The organism is Verrucosispora sp. CNZ293 (assembly GCF_002754655.1).
Genome location: NZ_PEFR01000001.1, coordinates 3342016 through 3357926 on the forward strand (window position 1 = coordinate 3342016; position 15911 = coordinate 3357926).

A 15911-nucleotide genomic window follows, 5' to 3' on the forward strand; every position below is an offset into this window, starting at 1 on the left:
GACAACCTCAGACTTGACTTAATTAAGCTGGTCTTGAAATAGTTCGAGAGTGCACGCGTTCGACGTCCTCGGCGACCCGGTCAGACGCCGGATACTGGAGCTGCTCGCCGACGGCGAACAGGCCGCCGGATCCGTCAGCGAGGTCGTCCGGGCCGAGTTCGGCATCTCGCCGCCCGCGGTGTCGCAACACCTGCGAGTCCTGCGGGAGTCGGGTTTCGTCACCGTCCGTCCAGACGGCACGCGCCGCCTGTACAGCGTGGAGGCGGCGCCGTTACAGGAGATCGACGTCTGGCTGGAGCGTTTCCGGCAGTTCTGGGATCAGCGCCTGGACGCATTGGCCACCGAACTCGCCCGCGGCAGCCGCCAACGACGCGAAGAGCGCGGCGATCCGCAGGAACACGGAATCACCATCGGCAGGCGACCCGTCAGCGAGGAGAAGACGTGATCGACATCGTCAACCAGATCAACGCCACCCACCGGGAGATCGGCAACCAGGCGGTCGCCACCGGGGCAGGGCGATCACTGCTGCTGCGACGGACCTACGGCGCCCCGATCGAGGACGTCTGGAGTGCCTGCACCGACCCGGAACGGCTCAGCCGCTGGCTGGGCCCGATCGAGGGTGACCTGCGGGCCGGCGGCAGGTTCCAGCTCAAGAACAATGCCGGCGGCGAGATCCTGCGCTGCGAACAACCCCGCCTGATCAAGGTGACCTGGGTCCTGGGCGAGGGCATGTCGACCGAGGTCGAGGTACGCCTGACGCCAAGCGACGACGGCCGCACCGTCTTCGAGTTGGAGCACGCCTCGCCCGCCGAGATCGTCGATGAGTTGGTGAACACCTACGGGCCCGGTGGCACGATCGGAATCGGCGGCGGTTGGGATCTCACGCTCGTCGCTCTTGACATGTTCCTCGACGGCGTGAGCTTCGACTGTGCCACCTGGGAGGACACCCCCGAGGCGAAGGAGTTCGCCGCCCGCAGCTGCCACGCCTGGGGTCCCGTCATCCAGGCTGCCTGGGGAACCAGCGACGACGACATCGCCGCGGCCATCGCGTTCGCGGTACAGCACTTCTCCCCTGAGACCGACCACACCCACTGACGACCGGATGTGCCCGCGGCGCGAGTGATCTACGTGAGAGGCAGGGAGGCTGGATGACCGAACCGACGGTGGCCGAGGTGATGACCGAACTGGCCGCGTACGAGGACCCGAAGACGCGCGAGGTGAACGAGAAACACGGTGACGACCACGGTGTGAAACTCAGCCTGCTGCGCGCGCTCGCGAAACGCCTCAAGACGCAGCAGGAACTCGCACGGGAGCTCTGGAAGACGGGGGACACCGCAGCGAGACTGCTGGCGATCCTGATCTGCCGCCCGAAGGCGTTCCCGCGCGACGAGTTGGACGCCATGTTGCGCGAGGCGCGCACCCCCAAGGTGCACGACTGGCTCGTGAACTACGTGGTGAAGAACAGCCCGCACGCCGAGGCGTTGCGCGTGGCCTGGTCCGCCGATCCGGATCCAGCGGTCGCGAGTGCCGGCTGGGCACTGACCACCGAACGCGTGGCGAAGAACGCCCAGGGCCTCAGCCTCGCCGGACTGCTCGACGTCATCGAGGCGGAGATGAAAGATGCCCCGGACCGGCTTCAGTGGGCGATGAACCACTGCCTCGCCCAGATCGGGATCGAGCATGCCGAGCACCGCGACCGGGCCCTTGACATCGGTGAGCGTCTCGAAGTGCTCAAGGACTACCCGACTCCCCCGAACTGCACGTCCCCGTACGCCCCGATCTGGATCACCGAGATGGTACGCCGACAACACGACGCAGCCGGACGGTGACCCCGACCGCCGGCCGCGCAATTGCGTTGCCGGCGGGGCCGGAGTAGCCCATCCTTGGGCGTGTGACCAGGCCCGATCGCGACGGGCCGACCACCGGGCCCTCGGAACGGCCCGGCGTCCGCGGCGGCGCGGGGAAGCGTCACCTCTCTCTCGGGTACGGCGTCACGCCCTGCCCCGACTCCGCCCCGCGCCGCTTCGGTCAGCACCAGCGCCGAGATCGGTCAGGCCATCACCAGCCCGGCCACCCAGAGGGCGCCGATCACCATGCCGGAGAGGAACTCCACGAGCATCGACAGCCCGGCGGCGGCCACCGCCTGCTTCGTCGCCGGCCAGGCCAGCCGGGTGTCTTTCAGCCGCAGCCGCTCCATCACGAAGATCCCGCCGACGAAGCCGATGACCAGCCCTACCACCGGGATGACGAAGAAGCCGACCAGGCCGAGCACCGCGCCGGCCAGCAGCGACGTGGTGGGCACCCCGGCCCGCTTGAGGTTACGGCCGGGCCAGGCGTACTTGACCACGGTGCCAGCGACGGCGACGAGCGTCGCGGCGGCGAGCACCAGCCACCGGCCGGCTCCGGCGTCGCCGAACAGGGCCCACACCAGGACGCCGCCCCAGCACAACGGCAACGCCGGCAGACCGGGCACCACCACCCCGGCCAGCCCGGCCAGGATGGCCAGCGCGGCGACGACCGACACCACCGCTCCGGTCTCCGTCAGCCCCACGTCGACTCTCCATCCGCTCGGTTCGACCCTGATGCACTCGCCGTCTCCGTACCCGGAAACGGCACGTTCTGATCATGACGGCTGGTCGCCACGCAACCGGGCCACCACCGTCTCCGCCGGGCCGGGCGGGGCGAACAGCCGCCCCTGGGCGGTGTCACACCGCAACGCCCGCAGCCGCTCCGCCTGCGCCTCGGTCTCCACCGCCTCCGCGGTGACCCACAGCTCCAACGCGTGGGCCAGCCGGACCAGCGCGTCGACGATGCGCTCGTCGCGGTGGTCGGCGTCGGCCGGCTCGGTGCCCCGGATCCCCTCGACGAACGGGCCGGCCAGCTTCAGGCAGGTGATCGGCAACCGGCGCAGGTACGCCAGATTCGAGTACCCGGTGCCGAAGTCGTCCACGGCCAGCCGTACGCCGAGCGCGGCGAGCCGGTGCAGCGTCCGCAACGGCTCCCCCGCGGACCCCATCACCGCGCTCTCGGTCAGCTCCAGTTGCAGCAGTTCGGCCGGCAGTCCGCTGCTGGCCAGCGCGTCGGCCACGGTGTCCACGATCGCCGGCCGGTCGGCCTGGCGGGCGGCCAGGTTGACGCTCACCACCAGCCTGGCGTCGGGAAACTCGGTGTGCCACAGCTGGGCGTCGCGGCACGCCTGCCGCAGCACCCACTCGCCGAGCCGGACGATCAGACCGGTCTCCTCGGCGAGCCCGATGAACCGGTCCGGGCCGATCAGCCCCAGGTGGGGGTGCTGCCAGCGGACGAGCGCCTCGACGGCCAGCATGCGACCGTCGAGCAGGGACACGATCGGCTGGTAGTGCAGCACGAACTCGCCCCGGTCCAGGGCCACCGGCAGCCCGGCGGCCAGCGCCGACCGGGCGCTGTCCCGGGCACTGCGCTCGGGATCGTAGACCGCCCACCTGTCACGACCCTCCGCCTTGGCCCAGTAGAGCGTGGCGTCGGCGGCCTTCATCAGCTCCACGACGCTGGTGCCGACTACTGCCGAGTCGACGATGCCGATGCTTGCCGAGATGGCGAGTTGCTGGTCACCGACACACACCGGCGCGGAGACGGCGGCCAACGCCGACTCCGCCACGGCGATCACGTCCTCGACGGCGGCCACTCCGTCGACCAGGATGACGAACTCGTCGCCACCCATCCGGGCGACCAGGTAGCCCTGTTCGGCCACGCAGTCGGCCAGCCGTCGGGCGATCATGACGAGCAACCGGTCGCCGAGGGCGTGCCCGAGACTGTCGTTTATCGCCTTGAACCCGTCCAGGTCGAGGAAGCAGACACCGACCCGGCCCGGCGCGTCGGGCTGCTCCACCAGGCCGGCCAACGTGTCGAAGAACAGCGTCCGGTTGGGCAGGCCGGTGAGCGGGTCGTGCAGCGCCTGGAAACGCAACCGCTGCTGGAGTTCGTACCGTTCGGTGATGTCCTCGACCACGGCCACGGTGAACCGGGGCCGGCCGTCGTCGTGACGGATGAGCGAGACGGCCAGGTCCGTCCAGACGGCGCTGCCGTCCTTGCGGTAGTAACGCTTCTCGACCCGGACCGCGTCGTGCTTGCCCTCGATCAGTTCCTGGTACAGCTCCCACATGCCGGCCGCGTCGTCGGCGTGGAACAGTGACGCCACGTTCAGCTGCCGCAGTTCCTCGACGGGGTAGCCGAGCATGTCGGCGAAGGCGTGGTTGACGTCGATGATCGTCCCGTCGACCCCGGCGATGCCGATACCGATGGCGGCACCGTCGAAGACCGCCCGGAACCGGGCCTCGCTGTCACGCAGCGCCTGCTCGGCGTCGTCCCGCGCCTGCCACATGGCGCGGGCGATGCCCTCCTGCTGGACGAAGGTCCGCTGACGCAGCGCGCGGGCGAAGCCGGCCGCCAACGCGGCCTGCGTCGCCGCGATCCGTTCGTCGAGCCCCGGCCGCCCGGCGGCGTCGGCGAGCACCTCGGTGCGGAACCGCCCGCTGAGCGTACGCACCGACCACTCGATCACCCCCGGCTCGGCGAGGTGCGTGTCGACAAGGGACCGTCCGATCTCCTCCGCCACCGGGGCCGGTGGCTCGGCGGAGAGCAGCACCTCCGCCAACCGGACGGTGTGCCCGAGCAGCAGTCGCTCGGTCTCGGCCGCGCTCAGCGGCACGAAGCCGAGCCGGTGCACGGCCCGCGCCCAGTCGGCGGCGTACCGCCTGGCGCCCGCCGGATCGACGGTGCTCCCGCCGGAGGCCCCCACGGCGGCCATGGGATCAGCCGGCAGACCGGTCATTCCGGGCGACACCACCGAAGGCACCGAAGCGCTGCCCGTCGGCGGTCGTCTCGGACTGCGAATCGGGACGCCACAGTTCCATGTGCACGACGCCCGGCTCCACAATGGTCCAGTCTCCGAAGAACCCGGTGATCTCGGCCCGTGAGCGGAGCGTTATCTCGGTGGCGGTACGCGCCGACAGCCGTTGCGCGTCCAGCATCTCCTGCGGCTGATCCTCGAATGTCGAGTGCGAGATCACCAGGTGACTGCCGGGGGCGGCGGCAGCGCGCAGGGTGGCCAGAATGTCACCGGGACCGTCGGTGTCCGGGACGAAGTGCACCACCCCGGCGAGCAGGATGCCCAACGGCCGACCGAAGTCGAGCAGGTCCAGCGCGCGGGCCTCGGCCAGGATCCGCGCCGGATCCCGCAGGTCGCCGTGGATGACGCCGGTCAACTCGTTGCCGGCGAGCAGCTCCCGGCTGTGTGCCACCGCCACCGGGTCGATGTCGACGTAGACCACCCGGGCCTTCGGGTTCGCGGCCTGGGCGACCTCGTGCACGTTGCCGACGGTGGGGATGCCGGAGCCGATGTCCAGGAACTGGTCGATGCCGGCGTCGAGCAGGACGCGTACGGCCCGGCGGAGGAACTCCCGCCCGGCCCGCATGGTCGCCGGCAGGTTCGGCGTCATGGCCGCGATCTGCTCGGCCAGTTGCCTGTCGATTTCAAAGTTGTGGGCGCCGCCGAGAAAGTAGTCGTAGACCCGCGCCGCGCTGGGCCGGGAGAGGTCGATCTCGGCGGGAAGTCCGTCCGGCTGCTGCACTGGTTGCACCTCACGTCGTCGCCGTGGGTCGTGTGATGCTGCCCACTCTAGGCGGGTCCGTCGCGTGGGGGGAGATCCACAAGGCTCTTTTCCCGATCTCCCGCCGGTGCCTGCGGATCAGGCGGCCTCCAGCAGCAGCGCGATGCCCTGCCCCACCCCGATGCACATGGTGGCCAGCGCCCGCCGCCCGCCACGCCGGCGCAGTTCCAGCGCGGCGGTCAGCGCGAGCCGGGCACCACTGGCGCCGAGCGGGTGGCCCAGCGCGATGGCGCCCCCGTTGGGATTGACGTGCTCCGCGTCCTCGGGCAGGCCGAGCTCGCGCAGCACCGCCACGGACTGGGCCGCGAACGCCTCGTTCAGCTCGATGACGTCGATGTCGGCAAGCGCCACACCACGCCTGTCGAGCAGCCGTCGGGTCGCCGGAACCGGACCGATGCCCATCACCCGGGGCGCCACGCCGGCCGCCGCCGTGCCGGTCACCCGGGCCAGCGGCGTGAGGCCGTACGCCGCGACGGCCGCCTCCGAGGCGACAAGCAGGGCCACCGCGCCGTCGTTCACACCGGAGGAGTTGCCGGCGGTCACCGTGCCGCCGTCGCGGAACGGGGTGGGCAGCGCGGCAAGCTTCTCCAACGAGGTCTGTCGGGGGTGCTCGTCGACCTCGACCAGCCGGGTCTCCCGCCGCCCCGCCGGCACGGTCACCGGCACGATCTCCTCGGCCAGCCGCCCGTCGGCCTGGGCCTTGGCGGCGCGCAACTGCGAGCGGTACGCGAACTCGTCCTGCGCCGCCCGGTCCACGCCGTACTCGGCGGCCACGTTCTCCGCCGTCTCGGGCATCGAGTCGATGCCCCAGCCCCGCTCCATCAACGGGTTCACCAGCCGCCAACCGATAGTGGTGTCGTACACCTCGGCGGATCGGGAGAACGCGGTGGTCGCCTTCGGCATGACGAACGGCGCCCGGCTCATGCTCTCCACCCCGCCCGCGACGACCAGGTCCGCCTCGCCGGCGACGATCGAGCGGGCGGCGGTGGCCAGCGCGTCCAGGCCGGAGCCGCAGAGCCGGTTGACGGTGCTGCCGGGCACCTGCTCGGGCAGCCCGCCGAGCAGCGCCGCCATCCGGGCCACGTTGCGGTTGTCCTCGCCGGCCTGGTTGGCGCAGCCGAGCACCACGTCGTCGGTACGCTCCCAGTCCACCGACGGGTGCCTCGCGACCAGCTCGCGGATCACGTGGGCGGCCAGATCGTCGGGGCGTACGCCGGCCAGCGCGCCGGCGTACCGGCCGATCGGAGTGCGGACACCAGCCACCAGATATGCCACGGTCATCGCGAGCCCTTCGGGGGTGGGAAGGTCGGAACGGTGCGCCCACGGGTCCACGGGGACTCACCGACGGCCAGGATATCCCCGGTGGATGCCGCTAGGTTGTGGGCATGGTACGGGCCCAGTTCAGCGCGGAGACCAGCGGCGGCGGCGCGTTCGTCCGCCAACCCAACAGGTTCACCGGGCGGGTGACCCCGCACTCGACCGCGCCGCCGGGTGGTGGGCCGGACGAGCAGGACCGCTGGCCGCTGGAGCCGGGTCGCTACCGGCTGATCTGGTGCCGGGCCTGCCCGTGGGCGCACCGCGCGCTGATCGTGCGTAACCTGCTCGGGCTGACCGACGCCATCTCGTTGGGCACGGTCGACCCGATCCGGGACGATCGTGGCTGGCGGTTCGCCCTCGACCAGGACGGTTTCGACCCGGTGCTGGGTATCGGCTTCCTCTCCGAGGCGTACCTGGCCACCGATCCGGACTACTCCGGCCGGGTCACCGTGCCGGCGCTTGTCGACACCCGTACCGGCCGGGTGGTCACCAATGACTACCCGCAGCTGACCCTGGACCTGTCCACCGAGTGGCGGCGGCTGCACGCTCCCGGCGCGCCGGACCTCTACCCCGTCGAGCTGCGTCCGGAGCTGGACGCGCTGATGGCCGAGATCCACCGGGACGTCAACAACGGTGTCTACCGATGTGGCTTCGCCACCACCCAGCAGGCGTACGACGAGGCGTTCGAGGCGCTGTTCAGCCGGCTGGACGCGCTGTCGGAGCGGCTGGCCGGCCGGCGCTACCTGATGGGTGACTCGATCACCGAGGCGGACGTGCGGCTGTTCACCACACTTGTCCGCTTCGACGTGGCCTACCACGGGCACTTCAAGTGCAACCGGCAGAAACTCACCGAGATGCCGGTGCTGTGGGCGTACGCCCGGGACCTGTTCCAGACGCCCGGTTTCGGGGAGACGGTCGACTTCGACCACATCAAGCGGCACTACTACGCCACCCATGGCGAGATCAACCCGACAGGCATCGTCCCCCTCGGTCCGGATCTGCTCGGCTGGACGACGCCGCACGGGCGTGGCTGAGCCGCCGGCGACGGTCCGACGGTCGGTGCGGTGCGGCGCCGCGTTGGTCGCCGCGCTCTGCGCCCTGGCCGGCACGGCTGCGGTGACACTCGCCGTGGTCGCCGGCCCAGGACCGGGCCTGACCGGGTACGTGAGTGAGGCCGGTGTCGTCGACAGCGACTATGCCTGGACGTACCGGATCGGGGTGTTCGCCCTGGCCGGGGCGCTGCTGCTGCTCGCCGTCGCGCTACGGGTCGGTGCGCCGCACTGCGGCGACACGGCACTCCGGGTCGCCGTGACGCTACTCGTGGCGGCGAGTCTGTGCACGGTCCTGTCCGGAGCGGTGACGTGCAGCGCGGGCTGCCCACTGCCGCCGTTCGAACGGGCCACCGTGGCGGATCTGGTGCACGGTGCGGCAAGTGTCGCCGCGACGGCGGCGGTGGTCTTCGCGATGCTGGCGATCGCCTTCTCGCCGGTGGCGCGACGCCGGCTGCGGCGCACGGGTGTCGTCGCGGCAGCGGTGTCGCTGCCACTCGCGGGCGCTGTCGGTCTGGCGATGCTGCTGGTCGGCCGGAGTCCGCTGGTCGGGGTGCTGGAGCGGCTGCTGCTGACGGTTGTCGTCGGCTGGGCCCTGGCCACCGCCGGAGCGTTGGCGGTACGCGACCCCACGGCGGTGGCGGTGCAGGACCACCGGACACCGACCGTGCGCGAGCCCACAGCTCGCCGTCGGCGCTGAGGTCGCGCACCCGGGAGAGGATGGTGCGATGAGTTCGTTGTTCACGCCGCTGACGCTGCGGACGGTCACCCTGCCCAACCGGATCGCGCTGGCACCGATGTGCCAGTACAGCGCCGGTCCCGACGGTCTGCCCACCGACTGGCACCTGGTGCATCTCGGCACCCGGGCGATCGGTGGCGCGGGCCTGGTGATGACCGAGGCGACCGCCGTGCTGCCCGAGGGCCGGATCAGTCCGCAGGACACCGGGTTGTGGTCCGGCCGCCACGTCGACGCCTGGCGGCCGGTGACCAGGCTGGTGGCCGCGCACGGCGCGGTGCCCGTGGTGCAGCTCGCGCATGCCGGGTTCAAGGCGTCGACGTACCGGCCGTGGGAACCGCGCCAGGGTGGGGTGCCGGACGCCGAGGGCGGCTGGACGCCGGTCGGGCCCACCGGCGAACCGTTCGTGCCGGAGTACCGGGTGCCGTCGGCCCTGGACGACACCGGGATCGCCGATGTCGTCGCGGCATTCGCCGAGTCCGCCACGCGGGCGGTGGCGGCCGGCTTCGCCGCCGTGGAGATTCACGCTGCACATGGCTACCTGCTGCACGAGTTCCTCTCCCCGCTGACCAACCATCGAACCGACGGCTGGGGCGGTGACCGGGCCGGGCGGATGCGGCTGACGCTGGAGGTGGCTCGGGCGGTGCGCGCCGCTGTCGGTGAGGACGTGCCGGTACTGGCCCGGATCTCTGCCACCGACTGGGTGCCGGGCGGCTGGACGGTCGAGGACAGCGTGGCCCTCGCCGCCGAACTCGCCGCCGCCGGGGTGGACCTGATCGACTGCTCCTCCGGCGGGGCGTCGCCATCCGCCAAGGTCCCGGTCGGGCGCGGCTACCAGGTGCCGCTGGCCGCTCAGGTCCGCCGCGAGGCGCAGGTGCCGACCGGCGCGGTCGGCCTGATCGTCGAACCGGAGCAGGCCGAGGCGATCATCGCCGACGGCGAGGCCGACATGGTGCTGCTCGGCCGGGAACTGCTGCGCAATCCGTACTGGCCGCACCAGGCGGCCGCCAAGCTGGGCGCCGCGCCCAACTGGCCGGACCCGTACCTGCGAGCGGCCTGACCGGCGGGTCCGGCTGCCCGGTGGCGGCGGCAGCCGGACCCGTGCGGATCTGAGACACGCTCTCAGCCGGCCAGGTGACCCCAGCGCCGGTCCAGGTCACGCCACGGACCCTGGGCGGCCACCGTACCGGCGATGAGCACCACCACGTGGTCGGCCCGCACCAGCGCGGCCCGCTTCGAGGTGGAGCCGACCACCGTGACGCCCCGGTCCCGCAACGCCTGCCACAGCGCCAGTTCGGTGGTGACGTCGAGCGCTGAGGAAACGTCGTCGGCCACCAGCAGCTCGGTACGCGGGGCCAGCGCCCGGGCCAGCGCCAGCCGTTGCAGCTGCCCACCGGAGAGCCGGGTGCCCTTGTGCCCGATGAGCAGGCCGAGCCCGCTACCGGTGGCGGCCAGGTCGTGCTCCAGCTGGGCGGTGCTGACCGCGTGTGCGGCGTCCACCTGATGTCCGAGGGTGATGTTGTCGGCGACCGTGCCGGACAGCACCCGGGGCAGCTGGCCGACGTAGCCGACCTGGTTGGGGCGCAGGAACAGTTCCGGTTCGGTCACCGGCTCGCCGTTCCAGGCCAGCAGCCCGGTGTGCGGGGCGATGCCCGCGAGGGCCCGCAGCAGCGACGACTTGCCCGAGCCGACCGGTCCGACCACGAGGACCAGTTGGCCGCGTTCCACTGTCAGGTCCACGTCGCGTACGGCGGTGGTGCCGTCGGTGTGCCGGACGCCGAAGCCGACAAGTTCCAGCCGCCGCAGCGCGGTACGCGGTGGCACCGTCGGGGCGGGGGCGGTGCCGGCCGTGAGGTCGACTCCCGGCACCCGCGCCGAGTACGCCTCGATCCCGGTCATCTCCGCCGTCCGCCGGGTCCAGACCCGCGCCGACGGCACCTGTGAGATCAACGAGGCGGTGGTCCACGCGAACCAGCGGGCCGCGCCCAGCGTGGCGACCGCGACAAGCGTCGCCCCGGTGGAGAGTCCACCGGCCAGGAACAACGCCCACACGCCGATCGGGAACAGCCCGCTGGCCACCGCCGGCGTGGAGCGCGCCCAGACCTGCACGGAGATCTCCCGGCGCTGCCGTTCGCTGCGTACGGTGTCGAGGTTGGCGAGGTGGGCCAGCACCGGCCGGGTGGCACCGGCCAGCTTCACCGTGCGGGCCGCCGACAGCGTGGAGACCAGCGCGGTGGCGAAGGCCGCCCGCGCCGCGACGGTGTCCCGGGCCGCCCGTTCCAGTCTCGGCCCGAACGCGGTGGCGGCCAGCCCGGAGAGCACCATCGTGCCGAGGAAGAACAGTCCCGGCACCACACTGTCGGTGATCAGGGTCATGGCGACCAGCAGGATCAGACCGACGGTCTGGTCGAGCACGTTGTCGGCGAGCTGGACCACCCGCTCGGTGTCACCGCCCTGGGCGACCACCTCGGCTGGGGTGTGCCGGCTGACCCGGCGCGGGCCGGTCTGGCCGTGCACGAGTCGCGCGCTGATCCGCAGCATCTGCCGGACCCACCAGGCCGGGAACCACAGGTGGGTCCAGTAGTGGGCCGGGATGGCGAGGATCAGTCCGGCCGCGATACCCACGGCGGGCAGCCAGGGGTCGCCGGTGCCGTCGACCACGTCGGCCCAGAGCCAGGCGAGCACCGGCCCGTCCAGGCCGAGGATCGCCAGTACGGCGAAGATGCCCACCGCCGCGGCGCCGTAGCGGGGGTCGTTGAGACAGAGCCGGCCGATCTCCCGCAGGGTCCGGGTCCGGGACGCCTGCCGCTGATCACCCGTACCGCTGACCGGCGCGTCGACCGTCGCCCGGCCTACGTCACGTCCGCCGACCTCGTGTCCACCGGTCTCCCGGCCCTCGGCCGGCTCCACCGGCTCGGGTCCGACCACAGGTGCAGGATCACCGACGACGACCCGGGTCGATGGGTCCGGCGGGGCGACGTCGGCAAGCGGATCGGTACCGTCCGGCGGGCCGGCGGCCCGGATGCCCTCGACGACCGGGCCGGTCGGGTCACCCCTGTCGGCGGCGATCGTCGCGGCCGTCGGGTGGGCCCCGACAAGTACCGGTTCCGCTCGCGGCCAGTCCGCCCCGGCCAGCAGGTCGAGCCCGGCGTCGCCGGCCACCCCGCCCGCGTGGCTGGCGGCGAGGAGTTCGGCGAAGCGACGCGACTCGGCCAGCGGGGCGGCCTCGACCACCGCGCCGTCGGCCAGCACCACCACCTCGTCGCAGCGGCTCACCGACGACAGCCGGTGGGCGATGACGATGCCGATCCGGTCGCGCAGCAGGCGCTCGGTGGCCTGCTGTACCCGCGCCTCGGTGACCGGGTCGAGTCGGGCGGTGGCCTCGTCGAGGATCACCACGTGCGGATCACGCACCAGGATCCGGGCGAAGGCGACCAACTGTTCCTGACCGGCGGAGAGCACGTGACCGCCCTCGCCGAGGCGGGTGTCCAGGCCGGCCGGCAGCTCGGCGATCCAGTTGGCCAGCCCCAGCTCGTCGAGGGCCCGGGCGGCGGCGTCGAGCAGCGCCGGGTCGAACAGCGCCACGTTCTCGGCGAGGGTGCCGGCGAGGATCTCGGTACGCTGCGGCACCACGGCGATCCACTGGCGTAGCTGCTCCACGTCGAGGTCGAGCACGTCGCGTCCACCGAGCCGGACCGTCCCCACCGGCACGTCGACCGCCCGGGTGAGCACCTTGGCCAGTGTGGACTTACCTGAACCGGTCCGGCCGACCAGGGCGTACGAGCGGCCCCGCACGAAGGTCAGGTCGATGTCGCGCAACGCGGGACCACGCTCGGCGTCCGGCCCGGTGCTCGGGTAGCGGTAGGTCAGGTCGCGGATGACCAGGTCACCGTCGCTGGGGGCGGCGCCGCCGCTGGGTTCCTGCGCGGCGGCGGCGAGCAGTTGCACCCGCCCCCACGCGCCGAGTGCGTACTGCACCTCCGGCACCATCCGGCTGACGTGTTCGACGGTCATGCCGAGGGAGAGCGCGAGCAGCCAGATCGCGGTCATCCGGGCGGCGTCGACCCGGCCGGTGGACAACGCCCACACCCCGCCGAGCACGACAACCGCCACCCCGGCCCGGGTCACTCCGGCCGCGACGGTGTTGACCTGCGCCGACATCTGCCACACCCGATGGCCCCGGCGCAGCACCTCGGCTGCCCGGCGGGCGTACAGCCGCAGCACGTACGGCCGGGCCAGGCTGGTGCGTACGTCGTCCTGGCCGTGGATCGACTCCTCCATCACCGCCGCGAGGTCCGACCAGGCCGCCTCCTCGTACATCCGGGCCGGGGCGATCCGGGCGGCGGGACGGCGCAACGTGAACGCGAGCAGAACGCAGAGCAGCAGCATGCCGAGCCCGGCCGGCCACCAGACAGTGAGCGCGACGAGCGTGGACAGCAGGCCGACGGCCAGCGCCTGGGCCAGCCGTACGCCGGGGCCGCGCACCCCCGACGCGACGTCGTACACGTCGCCGTCGATCCGGTCGAGCATCTCCCCCACCGGGGTCGTCTCCAGGGCCGGCACCGGCTGCCCCATCGCCACCCGGCACAGTCGGCGACGCAGGTCAGCGGACCAGTCCGCGGTCAACCCGGCCATCACCAGGCTGACCACCAGGTCGCTGAACACCGCCGCGACAAGTGCCGCCGACAGCAGCACGAAGAATCCGACAGAGCGATGCAGCAGCACCGGTCCGGCGAGCGCGGCGGTGGCCGCCTGGCCGATGCCGCCGAGCAGGATCAGGACAGCCACCAGGGTCATCCGGCGTGAAGAGGTGACCCACAGATCACGGAGCAGGCGCATGGGTCGGTTCCTCCGGTCTGGTGGCGGAGTTTCCAGCCTGCTTCGCCCAGCGGCCTGGCTCAACGCATTTTCACGGGCAGCAGACAACCCGAGGGGAACCGTCGGGCGGGTCAGAACAGCACTGTCGCCAGGGTGCCGACCGGGCGGAAGCCGCAGCGTTCGTAGACGCGCCGGGCGGGCAGGTTGAAGTCGTTGACGTACAGGCTGACCGTCGGGGCGATCCGGGCCAGCGCGTCACTGACCACCGCGGCCATCGCGGCGGTGGCGATTCCCCGCCCTCGCCACTCGGGTGCCACCCACACCCCCTGGACCTGCGCGGTGCGCCGGGTGACGACCGCCAGCTCGGCCTTGAAGACCACCCGGCCGTCGACGAAGCGGGCGTACGCCCGACCGGAGCGGATCATCTCGGTGACCCGGCGCCGGTACCCGCGCCCGCCGTCGTCGACGAGTGGCGAGACGCCGACCTCCTCGGTGTACATCGCCACGGCCGCCGGGAAGAGCTTGTCGATCTCGCCGCTACGCACCCGGCGTACCTGCGGGTCGACCGGGACCAGGGGCAGCGCGTCGGTGACCAGCAACGGCTGGTTGGGGCGTACGTCGCGGGCCGGGCCCCAGGTGTCGGAGAGGCGGTCCCACAGTTGCAGCACGGCGTCGGCGCGCCCGACGATCGAGGAACAGAGCCGTTCCTCGCCGGCGAGCAGGTCGGCGAAGGCGGCGATGGCCTGCGGGCCGGCCAGCACCGGGGTGAGGTTCCCACCGAGCCAACAAACCGATTCGAGGTGACGGCGGGAGCCGTACCCCAGGACCCGGCCCTCGGCCCGCCACCACGCCAGCCCGCGCGCGGCGACCCGCTCCGCGACCTGCGCGCTCGCGAACGGGTCCAGGTCGAGCAACCGCTCGACCGCGCGCCGTTCCGATTCCCCGAGTTGCCGCACCGGCGCCGTCAGCACGGTTACCAGCCTGCCAGATCTGTTCACCGCGTGTTGGCTGACGGTAACCACCGCTCAACCCCCAGGACACCCCAACCAGACAGACCCGGACGGACCACCCGCACACCCCACGTTGATCAAGAAGCTTTCGCCCATTTCGGCACCGTTCCCGACCCAAACTTCTTGATCAACAGAGGATTGTCGCGTCGTCAGTGCACGGTGACGGTGGCGCCGCCGGGAACCAGGTCGCGCAGTTCCTCGGGCAGTTCGGCGCCCATCTCGTCGGCGAGCCGCAGCGCCTCCTCGATCAGGGTCTCCACGATCTGCCCCTCGGGCACGGTCTTGATGACCTGACCCTTGACGAAGATCTGCCCCTTGCCGTTGCCGGAGGCCACCCCGAGGTCGGCCTCGCGGGCCTCACCGGGACCGTTCACCACGCAGCCCATCACGGCGACCCGCAGCGGCACCGGCAGCCCTTCCAGGCCGGCGGTGACCTCCTCGGCCAGCTTGTAGACGTCCACCTGCGCCCGACCGCAGGACGGGCAGGAAACGATCTCCAGGCCGCGCTCGCGTAGCCCGAGCGACTCCAGGATCTGGTTGCCGACCTTGATCTCCTCGACCGGCGGCGCGGACAGCGACACCCGGATGGTGTCCCCGATCCCCTCGGCCAGCAGCGCACCGAAGGCGACAGCCGACTTGATGGTGCCCTGGAACGCCGGTCCCGCCTCGGTCACCCCCAGGTGCAGCGGGTAGTCGCACTGCTCGGCGAGCAGCCGGTACGCCCGGATCATCACCACCGGGTCGTTGTGCTTCACCGAGATCTTGATGTCCCGGAAGCCGTGCTCCTCGAACAGCGAGCACTCCCACAACGCCGACTCGACGAGCGCCTCCGCCGTGGCCCTGCCGTACTTGGCCAGCAGCCGCTTGTCCAACGAGCCGGCGTTGACGCCGATCCGGATCGGCGTACCGGCGGCGGAGGCCGCTGCCGCGATCTCCTTGACCTTGTCGTCGAACTGGCGGATGTTGCCCGGGTTGACCCGGACCGCCGCGCACCCGGCGTCGATCGCGGCGAAGACGTACTTCGGCTGGAAGTGGATGTCGGCGATCACCGGGATCTGCGACTTGCGCGCGATCGCCGGCAGCGCCTCCACGTCGTCCTGGCTGGGTACCGCGACCCGGACGATCTGACACCCGGACGCCGTCAACTCCGCGATCTGCTGGAGGGTGGCGTTGATGTCAGCGGTCAACGTGGTGGTCATCGACTGGACGGACACCGGCGCGCCACCGCCGACCGGCACGGACCCGACCATGATCTGGCGGCTGGCCCGGCGGGGCGCGAGCGGCGGCGGCGGTACGGGCGGCATACCGAGACTGACAGCGGTCACTTCAGGCA

The 15911-nt window shown here is 71.8% G+C and carries 13 protein-coding genes; 6 read left to right on the plus strand and 7 right to left on the minus strand.

All coding sequences use genetic code 11. From position 1 onward, the window contains the following. Positions 1–49: 49 nt before the first annotated feature. From CLT74_RS15100 to CLT74_RS15110, 3 genes are read left to right on the plus strand one after another with little or no spacing between them, the layout of a single operon-like run. Positions 50–445 (plus strand): metalloregulator ArsR/SmtB family transcription factor, encoded by a 396-nt coding sequence (locus CLT74_RS15100; protein WP_099847116.1) that lies wholly within the window; start codon positions 50–52, stop codon positions 443–445. After that, on the plus strand, positions 442–1095 hold the full coding sequence (locus CLT74_RS15105) for an SRPBCC family protein (protein ID WP_099847117.1): 654 nt from the start codon (positions 442–444) through the stop codon (positions 1093–1095). The genes CLT74_RS15100 and CLT74_RS15105 overlap by 4 nt, the downstream gene beginning before the upstream one ends. 53 nt (positions 1096–1148) lie before the next feature. Then, positions 1149–1829, plus strand: coding sequence for a DNA alkylation repair protein (locus CLT74_RS15110; RefSeq protein ID WP_099847118.1), 681 nt, complete (start codon positions 1149–1151; stop codon positions 1827–1829). Between the two features lie 221 nt (positions 1830–2050). Here CLT74_RS15110 and CLT74_RS15115 read toward each other — a convergent pair whose 3' ends face one another. The 4 genes from CLT74_RS15115 to pcaF form a co-directional block, all read right to left on the minus strand. Next, positions 2051–2551 carry a DUF456 domain-containing protein gene (locus tag CLT74_RS15115; RefSeq protein ID WP_099847119.1) on the minus strand — a complete coding sequence of 167 codons (501 nt, stop codon included), beginning with the start codon at positions 2549–2551 and terminating at the stop codon, positions 2051–2053. A gap of 72 nt (positions 2552–2623) precedes the next feature. Beyond that, complete coding sequence (locus CLT74_RS15120) at positions 2624–4786, minus strand: EAL domain-containing protein (RefSeq protein WP_099852052.1); 2163 nt, start codon at positions 4784–4786, stop codon at positions 2624–2626. A 4-nt stretch (positions 4787–4790) separates the two neighbouring features. Further along, positions 4791–5609 carry an SAM-dependent methyltransferase gene (locus CLT74_RS15125; RefSeq protein ID WP_099847120.1) on the minus strand — a complete coding sequence of 273 codons (819 nt, stop codon included), beginning with the start codon at positions 5607–5609 and terminating at the stop codon, positions 4791–4793. A 117-nt stretch (positions 5610–5726) separates the two neighbouring features. Beyond that, on the minus strand, positions 5727–6929 hold the full coding sequence (pcaF, locus tag CLT74_RS15130) for a 3-oxoadipyl-CoA thiolase (protein ID WP_099847121.1): 1203 nt from the start codon (positions 6927–6929) through the stop codon (positions 5727–5729). A gap of 104 nt (positions 6930–7033) precedes the next feature. Here pcaF and CLT74_RS15135 point away from each other — a divergent pair, with 104 nt between their 5' ends. From CLT74_RS15135 to CLT74_RS15145, 3 genes are read left to right on the plus strand one after another with little or no spacing between them, the layout of a single operon-like run. Continuing rightward, positions 7034–7999 (plus strand): glutathione S-transferase C-terminal domain-containing protein, encoded by a 966-nt coding sequence (locus CLT74_RS15135; protein WP_099852055.1) that lies wholly within the window; start codon positions 7034–7036, stop codon positions 7997–7999. Continuing rightward, positions 7992–8714 carry a DUF998 domain-containing protein gene (locus CLT74_RS15140; protein ID WP_486582316.1) on the plus strand — a complete coding sequence of 241 codons (723 nt, stop codon included), beginning with the start codon at positions 7992–7994 and terminating at the stop codon, positions 8712–8714. Before CLT74_RS15135 ends, CLT74_RS15140 begins: the two co-directional genes overlap by 8 nt. A gap of 28 nt (positions 8715–8742) precedes the next feature. Continuing rightward, the gene (locus tag CLT74_RS15145; RefSeq protein WP_099847123.1) at positions 8743–9810 is read left to right on the plus strand and encodes an NADH:flavin oxidoreductase/NADH oxidase; all 1068 of its coding nucleotides are present in this window, start codon (positions 8743–8745) and stop codon (positions 9808–9810) included. 62 nt (positions 9811–9872) lie between these two features. Here CLT74_RS15145 and CLT74_RS15150 read toward each other — a convergent pair whose 3' ends face one another. The 3 genes from CLT74_RS15150 to ispG form a co-directional block, all read right to left on the minus strand. After that, the gene (locus CLT74_RS15150; protein WP_099847124.1) at positions 9873–13589 is read right to left on the minus strand and encodes an ATP-binding cassette domain-containing protein; all 3717 of its coding nucleotides are present in this window, start codon (positions 13587–13589) and stop codon (positions 9873–9875) included. A 110-nt stretch (positions 13590–13699) separates the two neighbouring features. Then, on the minus strand, positions 13700–14539 hold the full coding sequence (locus tag CLT74_RS15155; protein ID WP_099847125.1) for a DUF4081 domain-containing GNAT family N-acetyltransferase: 840 nt from the start codon (positions 14537–14539) through the stop codon (positions 13700–13702). Between the two features lie 188 nt (positions 14540–14727). Beyond that, positions 14728–15903 carry a flavodoxin-dependent (E)-4-hydroxy-3-methylbut-2-enyl-diphosphate synthase gene (ispG, locus tag CLT74_RS15160; protein WP_099847126.1) on the minus strand — a complete coding sequence of 392 codons (1176 nt, stop codon included), beginning with the start codon at positions 15901–15903 and terminating at the stop codon, positions 14728–14730. Positions 15904–15911: the final 8 nt, after the last annotated feature.

Excerpts from the sequence above, each read along its gene's own strand:
- CLT74_RS15120 (WP_099852052.1), bottom strand. The coding sequence starts at position 4,786 with ATGGCCGCCGTGGGGGCCTCCGGCGGGAGCACCGTCGATCCGGCGGGC.
- CLT74_RS15150 (WP_099847124.1), bottom strand. The coding sequence starts at position 13,589 with ATGCGCCTGCTCCGTGATCTGTGGGTCACCTCTTCACGCCGGATGACC.
- CLT74_RS15135 (WP_099852055.1), top strand. The coding sequence starts at position 7,034 with ATGGTACGGGCCCAGTTCAGCGCGGAGACCAGCGGCGGCGGCGCGTTC.
- CLT74_RS15145 (WP_099847123.1), top strand. The coding sequence starts at position 8,743 with ATGAGTTCGTTGTTCACGCCGCTGACGCTGCGGACGGTCACCCTGCCC.
- pcaF (WP_099847121.1), bottom strand. The coding sequence starts at position 6,929 with ATGACCGTGGCATATCTGGTGGCTGGTGTCCGCACTCCGATCGGCCGG.
- CLT74_RS15110 (WP_099847118.1), top strand. The coding sequence starts at position 1,149 with ATGACCGAACCGACGGTGGCCGAGGTGATGACCGAACTGGCCGCGTAC.